Raw genomic sequence first — 10,422 nt, 5'->3', positions numbered from 1 at the left:
TCAGACCTCCACCGGGATCTTGTTCCATCCCCACTGGAAGCTGGACGGCAGCCGGGTGGCGGCGTCGCCCCGGATCGCGAAGTCGGGCACCCGGCGTAGCCACTCGGTCAGCAGCACATCGATTTCCAGCCGGGCCAGATGGTAGCCGATGCAGAAGTGCTGGCCGCGGCCAAACGCCAGCGAGCGCCGGATGGGCCGGTTCCAGACGAATTCGTCGGGGTTCTCGTACTCGCGCTCGTCGCGGCTGGCCGACGCGAGCAGCGTGATGACGCGCTGGCCGGGCTCGATCGTCTGGCCGTGAATTGTGTACGGCTTGCGCGCCGTTCGGGCGAACCATTGCGCCGGCGCACAGTAACGGATCATCTCTTCGCGGGCGATCGGCACGTTGGTGGCGGGGTCGGCGCACACCGCGGCCATCTGCTCGGGCCGCCGGCTGAGCTCCCACAGCCCGTGGGCGACGATCTTGGGCACCGTCTCGGTCCCACCGATGAAGATGCAGAGCATCTGGGTGGCGACTTCGACGTCGGACAGGGCGCTGCCGTCGGGCAACCGATAGCCCAGCAGACCGTCGACCACCGGTAGCGCATCGCCGGAGGAGTCGGCGCGGCGGCCCTCGACCACCGGGGTGAGGTATTCGAGGTAGTTGGGCCGGGCTTGCGCGGTGTCGACGCCCTCGCCGGGCTCGGCCAAACTGCCGGCGTTGACCGCGGCCAGCACTTGGGGTGCGAGATCGTCTGGCAGGCCCAGCAATCCGCATACCATCGATGCCGCGACGATGCCGCCGTACTCCTGGGTCAGGTCGAAGGAGCCGCGCGGCAGCAGCTCGTCGAGGCGCTGGTTGGCCAGCGTGCGGATCCGGGCCTCCAGCCCGGCGACCGACCTCGGGCGCAACGGCGCCGAGTGCGCGCGCCGGATCTCGGCGTACAGGTCGGTGTCGAAGACGGCGTGAAACGGCAGCGGATGCAGCGGCGGATCGTCGAGCGGCCCGTCGTTGTGCAGAGCGAGCACCGACGCCGGCGGCAACGTGCCTTCCGTCGCGACGAACGTTCCGTCGTTGACCTCGAGCACCTGCCAGATGTCCTCGAAGCGGGACAGCGCGTAAGTGTCCCACTGCGGCATGTAGTAGACCGGGTGCTCGTCGCGCAGAATCCGGTAGTACGGCAACGGATTTGCCATTACTTCCGCGTCGAACGGGTCGTACGAAAAGCTCACTGCAGTGGCGACGGGGGTAGGGCCGCCAGGATCGAGTCCTCCCAGCCGTCGCGCAGGGCCGGAGCCACGCTCATCCAGGTGACGAGCTCGGCGGGTGGGTTCTCCTTGAACGACGGGTAGTGGTTGGCGAAGCACTCCCAGCCGCCGTCCAGCGCCCAGTAGTGGATGACCTCGTTGTAGCGGAAGGTCGTGGTGAACGAACCCAGCCACTGCTTGCCGGTGCGCTCCGACCATGGCACGTAGAGCCGCTCCAGCTCGCGGATGTAATCGTCCTGACGGCCCGGCTTGGTCTGCATGATCTCCTGAATCACCAGCGGCGCAGCGAAATTCGCCTCGCGCAGCTGGGCCAGCGTTTTGTTGCTGGGACCCGGGTACATGATTCGCCCCTCACCCGAGGCGCCGATGCCGGCCAGGAACTCCGACCACTTGCCGGCCGCGACCTCGTGGCTGCCACCGCGCGCCTGGGCGGCGCCGATCCGGGCGTAGTCGGCGAATCCGTCGATCTCCCAGATGATCGTCACCTGCGGCCAGTGGCCGTTGTACGGGGTGGTCTCCCAGATGGCGAACAGCCGGGCGCCCAGCTCGTCCATCATCGGCTGGTAGGTGCCGCTGAAGGTTTCGGTGAAGGCGTCGCTTCGACCTGATCCGAGTGAGATGGTCTCGTGCAGGTAGAGCAGGGTGTGGCCGTAGTACTTCTTCATGGGCTAAGAGAGCCGCGAGAGCGCCGCCATGTCGCACAGCAGCGGCTCGGTGGGATCGACTGAATCGCAAGCCAATCCGGCCGCTGCAAGGGCACAGCCCTTGAATCGGCGGGCCGCCGCGCTGAGCACGTGCTGCGTCCGGGTCATCGCGCGGTCGACGCCCAGGGGCCAGCCGTCACCCCACAGCGCGACCTCGGTCCACCAGTCGCCCAGCGACTTGAGCACCTTTTCCCGCACCCGCGCGTCGGCGGCGAACGCCTCGGCGCTGACCGCCAGGCTCTGGCTTGTCGACGCGGCCAGGTCCGGGCGCGCCTCGCCGTCGAATGCCTGAACGCCGAGGATCCGCAACGAGCGGGTATCGCCGCCGTTCGGCAGCAGCGCGGTCACCTCCCAACCGGCCATCACCCGGTCGTAGAGCCACCCCCCGGCCGATTGCACGACGTCGGCGGCGCTGGCCGCGACGACGTCCAGCCGATACCGCAGGGGTTCGCCGTCCGCGCGGATCGTTCGTGCGGCACCGACCCGGCGGTGGTGGCTGATGTCGAACGTTGGAGTGACCATCGTTGGCGTTTCCTGCGGCGCTCGTGGTGGGCTGTTGTCACCGGACAGCGTGACACTTCGAGCGAAATTTGTAAAGGCGCCCGGCCGGGTTCAGGACTCCCGTCGCGCCTTGAGCTCGGCAAGCACCTCGTCGGTGTGCTGACCAAGTTCCGGCGCCACGGAGCGCGGCGCCCACGGCGTGCCGTGGAAGTCCGCCGGCGTGGCCACCATGGTGACGGCGGCTCCTGGTTGGGCGCCGTCCGGCACGTCGACCAAGCCGCCCGCGGCGTGAAACTGCTCGTCGGCGACCACGTCCTCGAGCGCGTTGACGGGCGACCAGAAGAAGTCGGGTTCGCCCGCGAAGACCTCCGCCCACTCATCGAGCGACTTGGTCGCGAAGATCCGGTCCAGCTCGGCGACGAGCACTGCGGCGTTGGCGGCGCGGGCCCGGGCGTCGGCGAATCGGGGATCGCCCAGCCACTCGGGGCGGCCGACGGCGCGACACAGCGGCGGCCAGTGCCGGTCGACGTCGAGCCCGACGATCCAGAACCGCCGGCCGTCGCCCGCCGCGTAGTTGTTCATGGCCGGGTTGCCCATCTGCTCGCGTTGTCCAACGGCGATCGGTTGGCCGGTCAGCAAGTAGGTGTTCAGGTCGAAGCTGACGGTGTAGGCGCCCTGGCGGTACAGCGAGGTGGTCACCAGTTGGCCCGCGCCGGTGCGATCGCGGGCGACCAGCGCCGCGCACACGGCGGCGGCCAGAGTCATGCCGGCCGCGTGGTCGCCCATGCCGCCCCGCTGGAACGGCGGGGTGTCGCCGGGCCGGGTGAGCAGGTGGGCCAGGCCGGCGCGGGCCCAGAACGCCGCGATGTCGTAGGCGGCGCGGTCGGCATCCGGCCCGGTCTCGCCGTACCCGGTGATCAGGCCGTAGACCAGGCGGGGGTTGCGGGCGGACAGCGTCGCGTAGTCCAGGCCCAGGCGCTGCAACGCCCCCGGACGGACGTTGGTGATGAAAACGTCTGCGTCGGAAAGCAATTCGAGCGCGGTGTCGCGCCCCGCGTCGGTGGTGAGGTCTAGGACGATGCTGCGCTTGGACCGGTTGTCCATTTCGAACGGCGGGTTGACCCCGAGATCGCAGCCCAGCATCCGGCCGAACATGCGCCCCGGGTCACCGGCGGGCGGCTCGATCTTGACCACGTCGGCGCCCCAGTCGGCCAGGATGCCGGCGGCCGCGGGTCCCGCGACCCAGACCCCGAGCTCGACGACTCTGATGCCTTCCACCGGTCCGGCCATGGCTTGCACCCTAATCATCCGCGCCGCGGAGTGGGCCCGATCCGGTCGCCGGTCCTACCACCCGGTGTCCGCGCTGCCAAAATTCGCCCGATCATCACCTTGCGATGCTGTTCGAGTCAGCTCGCCAGCCGTTGGTCGCGCGCCGCGAACGGGCCATCGGGGTCAAACTCGGCGCGGTTCGCGTTGACGTAATCGGCGACGGTCATCGGCTTGTGGCCGCTGATGACCTCGACGAGGTTGTTCTCGCCGGCGAAAATCCCGTCCTGATAGTCCTGGGCGACGCTGCTGATGTGTTGGACGAAGAAGTCCGTCGCGCCCTGGGCGGTCAGGCCGGCCGCAAAGGCCGGGATCTCGACCGGCTCGTAGCGCACCGGGATGCCGAGCGTGTCGGCGATTTCATCGGCGATGCCGTAGTGGTCGAGTTCGTGGTCGCCGACGAGCGGGTAGACCTGGCGGTCGTGCGGCGCGGGATTTTGCAAGATCGCCGCGATCACCCGGGCTTGGTCGAAACCGGAGATGGGGGCGTGTCGTCCGGTGCCGAACGGCAGCCGCAGGACACCCCCGTCGTCGTTGCGCTGCCATAGCCATTTCAGCCATTCGGCAAAGAAGGTCGGTCGCAGGTGAGTGGTTTTGAAGGCGGCGCGATCGAGCAGCCGCTCGGCCAGCCAGTGCTGCTGGGCCGCATTGCTTTTGGCGTCCCTGCGGGCGGATATCTGCGACATGTTGACGACGGCGTCGACGCCGGCCTCGCTCGCGGCCTGGGCAAAGATCGCGGTGGCCGGAAGCAGGGTGCCCGGGGCGATCGGGTAGCAGAAGTACGCGGCGTCGACACCGGCCATGGCCGAGCTGACGGAGCGGAAATCCAGCAGGTCGCCCGCGACGATCTCGGCGCCGAGTGCGGCCAGCGCGTCGGAGCGGTGGTCAACGCGGTGCACGAAGGCGCGGACCCGATGGCCCGCGTCGAGCAGGATTTTCACGGTGGGCGCCCCGGTGTTGCCGGTGGCGGCGGTGACGAGGAACAGCGGATCCGATGGCATCTTCTGCCTCCTTGCTGAGTAACGATAGCGTTAGTAAGATGTAAGCATGCGTAGCTGAATAACGCAAGCGTTAGTCAAGGGGTTTCCGATGGAGTTCGAGAAGCGACTGCAAGACCGGCAGCGGTGGTCGATCGGCGAAGCCTGTTCGATGTCGAAGGTTCTTGAGTTGCTCAGCACCAAGACAGCGTTCCAGGTCGTTCGCGAATTGTTCTTCGGCACAACGCGCTTCGAGGATTTCGGGGAGCGGATCGGAACGTCGGCACCGGCGGTGTCGCGGGCGCTCAAACAGCTCGAGGCGGCGGGGATCGTGTCTCGCGTCCCCTATCGGGAGCCGGGAAGTCGCGCCCGCGACGAGTACCGGTTGACCGAAGCCGGCGAGGACTTGCTGCCCGTTTTCATGTCTCTCGTGCAGTGGGGCGACGCCTATCTGCAGGACGGCCCGGCGCCTCTGTCGTTCGTCGACGCCGACACCGGCCGAGCCGTCCGGGTGCGCGTCACCACCGATGCCGGGCCCCCCGGGAAGCGGTCGGCGGACATTCGGATACGACGCAACGCCGCGGCACGGTCTAGCCTCGCACCATGAGTCTGGTTGCCGGACGCGGTCCGCTCAGTCGCGATCCGGCCGGGCGGTTCTCGCCGCCGATACCGCCCGGCGTCGTCTACGTCGAGCCACACCCCCGGCGCGTGCAGGCCTTCGTCAACGGCCGCCCGGTGATCGATACCGAAAAGGCCCTGATGGTGCACCGGCCGGGTGGCCCGCTCAGCTACGCGTTTCCGGCCGACGAGGTCGGCGACCTACCGGCCGAGCCGGAACCCGAGGCGCCGGGTTTCGTCCAGGTGCCGTGGGACGCGGTCGACACCTGGCTGGAGGAGGGCCGCAGGCTCGTCCACTATCCGCCGAACCCCTACCACCGCGTCGACTGCCGCCCGACGAGACGCCGCCTGCGCGTCTCGGTGGGCGGGACCACGCTGGTGGACACGGACGACACGGTGATCCTGTTCGAGACCGCGCTCGAGCCCCGCCTCTATGTCGCCCCAGCCCACGTGCGGACCGAGTTGCTGCGGCGATCGGAGACGTCGAGCTACTGCAACTACAAGGGTTACGCGACGTACTGGTCCACGGCTGACGTCGATGACGTCGCGTGGAGTTATGAGGACCCGCTACCCGAAAGCCTGCCCATCAAGGGCTTTTTCAGTTTCGACGACGCCCGCGTCCAGATTGAGGCCGAGCTGCCGCTCAGCCGCCGCCGTAGCTAGGACGCCCCAGCTTCAACGTGTGCTGGGCGATCATGTTGCGGAACACCTCGAGGGTGCCGCCGTAGATGCCGAGCGGCAGCGCCAGCCGGTAAAGGTGTTCTGCCGCACCGTCACTCGCGGGGCCCTGGGTCTCGGCGGGCAGCGCGGCGGCCGGCCCCAGGATGTCCATCAAATCCGGGGAGATTTCGCGCATGGTCTGCGCGATCGCGACGCGCCCGAACATCCCGGGCGTGGACAGCGCCGCTTCCATCCGCGCGGCGGCCCGGCCGAGCCGGTATTTCACCGACGCGTCGTCCACCTGCGCGACGAGTGCCGCGACCGTGTCGACCACCTCGGCCATGATGTCGCCGTGCGCCGACATCGCCGCAACGTATTGCAGGCCATGGTCTTCCGGGTCGACCATGCCGTGCTCGGAGTCCAGGGCCGCCCGCATCACCGTCCAGCCGCCGTTGACCTCGCCGATTCGGTAAAGGTCGTCGACGCGCACATCGCTGTAGAACACGATGTTGGTGCGGTCGCCGTCCAGGGTGCGGATGGGTTGAATCTCGATGCCCGGTGAATCCAGCGGCACCAGAAACATGGTCAGGTTCTTGTGTTTCGGGCCCTGCGGGTCGGTGTTGGTGAGCAGGAAGACGTACCGGGCGTTCTGCGCGTTGGAGGTGAACATCTTGGAGCCGTTGATGATCCACGCAGACCCGTCCCGCACCGCGCGGGTCTTGCAGGTGGCGACGTCGGATCCGCCCTCGGGCTCGGTGTATCCCAGGCACAGCCGGATCTCGCCGGACAGCACGCCCGGCAGGACCCTGTCGGCGAGCTCGGGAGCACCGAACTGCTGCACCAGCCGCGCGACCACGGACGTGGTTCCCCAGTGGTACCAGGGCGTGTGGGCGCGGGCGATCTCGAGGTGAAAGATGCGCCGGCGGACGGCGCTGAATCCGCCCTCGGATTCCGGCCGCCAATCCGATGCCAGGTAGCCGGCTTCGCCCAGCGCCAGATGCACCTGCTCGTCGAAGTTTTCCCCGAACTCGCGCTGGCGGCGCAGCACTTCGTCGGTGACGTGCTTCGCGATGAAGGCCCGGGTTTCCTCAAGGAATTCCTGGTCCTCGGCACTGAGCTCGACGGCTGAGAAGTCCATCTACATCGCGTCGATCACGAGCGTGCGGAACCGGTCGAGGGTCTCGAGCGCGTGCGCGACGCTGTCGCCCGGCAGGTGGACGCCGACCCACGTGACTCCCACGGCCGCAAGCTTTTCCAGGCCGCCGAGGTAGGCGTCGGCGTTGAAGTCGTCGGTCGCGGGGCTGCCGCCCTCGAAGTTGCTGAAGGTGATGTCGATGGCCGACCAGTCCCTGCCCACTGCGTCACAGCGGCGCCGCAGGTCGTCGATGCCCTCGGTGAGGCTCTCGACGGAGTCGATCACCGCGGTGCCCGCGGTCTGGGCCAGCTGCGGCGGAGCCGGAAACGGGCACCAGCCATCGCCGTACTGGGCGACGCGCTGGCGGGCGGTCGTGGTGTTGCCGCCTATCCAGATCGGCGGGGGGCTCACCGGCCTGGGGTGCGCAGTGATGCCCTTGGCGCTGAAATGCCTGCCTTCGAACGAAATATCGTCTTCGGTCCAGATGGCCCGGATCACCTGCAGCGCTTCCTCGAACAGCTCGGCGCGCTCGTCATACGTCACGCCCAGCGCCGCGAATTCGCGTTTCAGGTAGCCCACCCCGACCGCGAGCGTGAAGCGGCCGCCCGAGAGCAGGTCCAGCGTGGCGCCGGACTTGGCCACCACGAACGGGTTTCGATACGGCAGCACCACGATGTTGGGAATCAGGCGCAGCGTCGTGGTTCTCGCCGCCGCGAAACCCAAAGCGACAAAAGGATCTAACGCATCGTGCCCGCCGGCCTCCAGCCAGCGCTGCGACGGCGCCGGGTGGTCGGTGAAGCCGAAACCATGGATGCCCGCCGCTTCGGTGGCCGCGGCCACCTTGCCGATGCCTTCACCGCTGACCAGCTCCGGGTTGTACGGATGGCTGTGCATCGGGTGGGTGATGGTGAAGCGCATGGCGGTCAGAACCGCGCGCGCGAATCGATCGCCGTGTCGCTGGTGCGCAGCGGACGGATCAGCGCCTCCTGGGCGAAGGAGGCCAGCAGCTCACCCTCCTCGCTGTGCACCGTGCCGCGCACGTACGACATGCCGGCGCCGACCTGGGTGCTCTCGTGGGTGTAGAGCAGCCACCCCGCCCAGCGCACGGGCTCGTGGAACGCGACCGAGATGCTCATCGGTGCCGTGGACACGGTCAGGTGCGCCTGGCTGGTGCCGATGCCCGGGTGCGCCCGCATGGTCGTGGAGATCCCCAGGTGCCCGGTGAAGTAGGCGAGCAGCGCCTTGGCGAGGTCGTCGCGGGTCGGAATCGGATCGTAGTGCAACCACGCGTACAGCTCCGGCGGTCCGACCTCGTCGGGGCTGTTGACGTCGACGACGTCGACGAGACGCAGCTCGCGCCCGATCATCGGCATCGGCGAATGGTTGGCGTCGGCCGGGGCCGCCACGTCGGGACGCGGCAGGTGGTGACGGATGACGTCGCCGGTCGGGACGTCGGCCAGCACGGTGATGCTCAGGCAGCGCCGTCCGTTCTGATGCACGGCGACCACGGCGGTCGCTGTCGACCGGCCCTCGGCCACGATGTCGAGGACGAGTTCGATCGGCGGACCGACCGTCACGGCGCGGGAGAACACCGCGTGCGCCGAACGCACGGACTTGTCCGGGAATCGTTTGGCCACCGCGACGATCGCCTGCGCCAACACCTGGGTGCCCTCCACGACCTGCCGTTCGTCGCCGACGGCGATCCCGGTGTCACCGGTGAAGCGATCCTGGCCGTCGGGGCGCACGTCGAACAGGTCCAGCAGACCCTGCACCGTCCACTCGATCTGCTCGGATTCCTCAGAAGCCTTCGTCAAATCCGCTCCACCTCCGCGCTCGCAGCTCAGGGCTCAGCGTGACACTTTGAGTAGGATTTGTAAAGCTTGGCTAACAGACGCAGGGAGGCACGCAATTGGGCATCGTGACGAGCAATTCGGAGACCGCCTTCACCCATTCCGCCGAGGCGGTGTACGACTTCGTCACCAACCCGGCCAACTGGACGAAGACCTATCCCGGCAGCGCGCACATCGGCAAATTGTCGGAACTTCCGCTGAAGGTCGGCGACACCTGGGAGGAGACCGGCCCCGACGGCGAGCGCATCTTCAGCTGGCAGCTGGCCATCGCCGACCGGCCCACGCTGTTCGTGTTCAATTCGGTGGGTCGCCTGGGTCACGACCGCCGGGGCGAGGGCGGGATGGAAGGCCGGATCACGGTCACGTACCGATTCACCAGACCCGGCCAGGACGTCACGCTGTTCTCCCGAACCATGACGATCGAGGCGTACAAGCACGCGCCGCTACCCGACGCGCTCTTCCAGCAGGCCAACCCGGCGCGGATCGACGCCTACCACGCGGCCGTCGCGCGCGAGCTGGGCGAGATTGACACCGACGCACGTGGTACGTGACACTTTTCCGGTGTTTTGTAAAGGCGTGAGCGGATGATCCCAGAGCCGTTGGCCAAGGGGTTCTGCTTCGGCGAGGGCCCGCGCTGGTTCGAAGGACTGCTGTGGTTCTCCGACATGCTCGGTGAAGCCGTGCACACCGTGGACATGCGGGGCTCGGTGACCACGGTGGCGCTGCCCGGGCGGTCCCCGTCGGGCCTCGGATTTCGCCCCGACGGGTCCCTGCTGATCGCCTCGACCGAGGACCGGCAGGTGCTGCGCTACGACGGCGAAACCGTCGAGGCCGTCGCCGACCTCGCCGCCCTGACGCCGGTCAACCTGGGCGACATGGTCGTCGACGATGCCGGGCGCGCCTACATCGGCTGCCAGGCGTTCTCCGGCGGCGCGATCATCCGCCTCGACCCCGACGACACAGCCACCGTTGCGGCGGAAGACCTCGACTTCCCCAACGGCATGGTGATCACGCCGGACCGAAAGACGCTGATCGTCGCCGAGTCGACGGGCCGGCGGCTGAGCGCGTTCACCATCGGCGACGACGGCGGGCTGAGCGGCCGCCGGGTTTTCGCCGACGGCCTGGACGGGCCGCCCGACGGCATCGCGCTGGACGCCGAGGGCGGAGTGTGGGCCGCCATGACGCTGGCGCACCAGTTCGAGCGGATCACCGAGGGCGGCGCCGTGACCGACCGCATCGACATGGACGAACGGGTGGCGATCGCGTGCGCGTTCGGCGGCCCCGCGCGCCGCACGCTGTTTCTGCTGTCGAGCACCGACGCTTATCCCCAGCGATTGATCGGCACCCGGCTCTCTCAGGTGGACGCGGTGACGGTCGACACCCCCGGCGCGGGCCTACCCTGA

At 68.4% G+C, this 10,422-nt stretch carries 12 protein-coding genes; 4 read left to right on the top strand and 8 right to left on the bottom strand.

Annotated elements, in window-relative coordinates; all coding sequences use genetic code 11:
• The 5 genes from N415_RS02370 to N415_RS02350 all read right to left on the bottom strand — a co-directional run bounded on the left by N415_RS02370 (position 1) and on the right by N415_RS02350 (position 4,780).
• The gene (locus N415_RS02370; RefSeq protein WP_068176808.1) at positions 1–1,212 is read right to left on the bottom strand and encodes a cytochrome P450; all 1,212 of its coding nucleotides are present in this window, start codon (positions 1,210–1,212) and stop codon (positions 1–3) included.
• Positions 1,209–1,913 carry an NIPSNAP family protein gene (locus N415_RS02365; RefSeq protein ID WP_068176806.1) on the bottom strand — a complete coding sequence of 235 codons (705 nt, stop codon included), beginning with the start codon at positions 1,911–1,913 and terminating at the stop codon, positions 1,209–1,211. The genes N415_RS02370 and N415_RS02365 overlap by 4 nt, the downstream gene beginning before the upstream one ends.
• A gap of 3 nt (positions 1,914–1,916) precedes the next feature.
• Positions 1,917–2,474: a hypothetical protein gene (locus N415_RS02360; protein WP_068176804.1), complete on the bottom strand. Its 558-nt coding sequence runs from the start codon at positions 2,472–2,474 to the stop codon at positions 1,917–1,919.
• A 90-nt stretch (positions 2,475–2,564) separates the two neighbouring features.
• On the bottom strand, positions 2,565–3,743 hold the full coding sequence (locus N415_RS02355) for a CoA transferase (RefSeq protein ID WP_068176871.1): 1,179 nt from the start codon (positions 3,741–3,743) through the stop codon (positions 2,565–2,567).
• Positions 3,744–3,859: 116 nt separating this feature from the next.
• Positions 3,860–4,780 carry an NAD(P)H-binding protein gene (locus N415_RS02350; protein ID WP_068176802.1) on the bottom strand — a complete coding sequence of 307 codons (921 nt, stop codon included), beginning with the start codon at positions 4,778–4,780 and terminating at the stop codon, positions 3,860–3,862.
• Between the two features lie 88 nt (positions 4,781–4,868).
• Between N415_RS02350 and N415_RS02345 the strand changes: the two genes are divergently transcribed.
• Positions 4,869–5,363: a helix-turn-helix domain-containing protein gene (locus tag N415_RS02345; protein ID WP_068176800.1), complete on the top strand. Its 495-nt coding sequence runs from the start codon at positions 4,869–4,871 to the stop codon at positions 5,361–5,363.
• On the top strand, positions 5,360–6,037 hold the full coding sequence (locus N415_RS02340; protein WP_068176798.1) for a DUF427 domain-containing protein: 678 nt from the start codon (positions 5,360–5,362) through the stop codon (positions 6,035–6,037). The genes N415_RS02345 and N415_RS02340 overlap by 4 nt, the downstream gene beginning before the upstream one ends.
• Here the strand turns inward: N415_RS02340 and N415_RS02335 are convergent.
• Genes N415_RS02335 through N415_RS02325 form a run of 3 tightly spaced genes read right to left on the bottom strand, consistent with a single transcriptional unit; the run spans position 6,018 to position 8,983 of the window.
• The gene (locus N415_RS02335; RefSeq protein WP_068176796.1) at positions 6,018–7,172 is read right to left on the bottom strand and encodes an acyl-CoA dehydrogenase family protein; all 1,155 of its coding nucleotides are present in this window, start codon (positions 7,170–7,172) and stop codon (positions 6,018–6,020) included. The two genes, N415_RS02340 and N415_RS02335, sit on opposite strands and share 20 nt — an antisense overlap.
• Positions 7,173–8,087 carry an LLM class F420-dependent oxidoreductase gene (locus N415_RS02330; RefSeq protein WP_068176792.1) on the bottom strand — a complete coding sequence of 305 codons (915 nt, stop codon included), beginning with the start codon at positions 8,085–8,087 and terminating at the stop codon, positions 7,173–7,175.
• A gap of 5 nt (positions 8,088–8,092) precedes the next feature.
• A complete protein-coding gene (locus N415_RS02325) occupies positions 8,093–8,983 on the bottom strand; it encodes an acyl-CoA thioesterase domain-containing protein (protein WP_068176789.1) in 891 nt (296 codons plus the stop codon).
• A 95-nt stretch (positions 8,984–9,078) separates the two neighbouring features.
• On the opposite strand from N415_RS02325, the gene N415_RS02320 reads away from it, so the two are divergent.
• Both N415_RS02320 and N415_RS02315 read left to right on the top strand, forming a co-directional pair.
• Positions 9,079–9,570, top strand: coding sequence for an SRPBCC family protein (locus N415_RS02320; protein WP_068176783.1), 492 nt, complete (start codon positions 9,079–9,081; stop codon positions 9,568–9,570).
• A 33-nt stretch (positions 9,571–9,603) separates the two neighbouring features.
• A complete protein-coding gene (locus N415_RS02315; RefSeq protein ID WP_068176780.1) occupies positions 9,604–10,422 on the top strand; it encodes an SMP-30/gluconolactonase/LRE family protein in 819 nt (272 codons plus the stop codon).

The organism is Mycobacterium sp. UM_CSW (assembly GCF_000455205.1).
Lineage (GTDB): Bacteria > Actinomycetota > Actinomycetes > Mycobacteriales > Mycobacteriaceae > Mycobacterium.
This window is presented reverse-complemented; position numbering and strand designations above follow the sequence as displayed.

Bases quoted from the DNA above. Each gene is read 5' to 3' on its own strand.
- N415_RS02365 (WP_068176806.1), bottom strand. From the start codon at position 1,913: ATGAAGAAGTACTACGGCCACACCCTGCTCTACCTGCACGAGACCATC.
- N415_RS02360 (WP_068176804.1), bottom strand. From the start codon at position 2,474: ATGGTCACTCCAACGTTCGACATCAGCCACCACCGCCGGGTCGGTGCC.
- N415_RS02355 (WP_068176871.1), bottom strand. From the start codon at position 3,743: ATGGCCGGACCGGTGGAAGGCATCAGAGTCGTCGAGCTCGGGGTCTGG.
- N415_RS02350 (WP_068176802.1), bottom strand. From the start codon at position 4,780: ATGCCATCGGATCCGCTGTTCCTCGTCACCGCCGCCACCGGCAACACC.
- N415_RS02345 (WP_068176800.1), top strand. From the start codon at position 4,869: ATGGAGTTCGAGAAGCGACTGCAAGACCGGCAGCGGTGGTCGATCGGC.
- N415_RS02340 (WP_068176798.1), top strand. From the start codon at position 5,360: ATGAGTCTGGTTGCCGGACGCGGTCCGCTCAGTCGCGATCCGGCCGGG.
- N415_RS02335 (WP_068176796.1), bottom strand. From the start codon at position 7,172: ATGGACTTCTCAGCCGTCGAGCTCAGTGCCGAGGACCAGGAATTCCTT.
- N415_RS02330 (WP_068176792.1), bottom strand. From the start codon at position 8,087: ATGCGCTTCACCATCACCCACCCGATGCACAGCCATCCGTACAACCCG.
- N415_RS02315 (WP_068176780.1), top strand. From the start codon at position 9,604: ATGATCCCAGAGCCGTTGGCCAAGGGGTTCTGCTTCGGCGAGGGCCCG.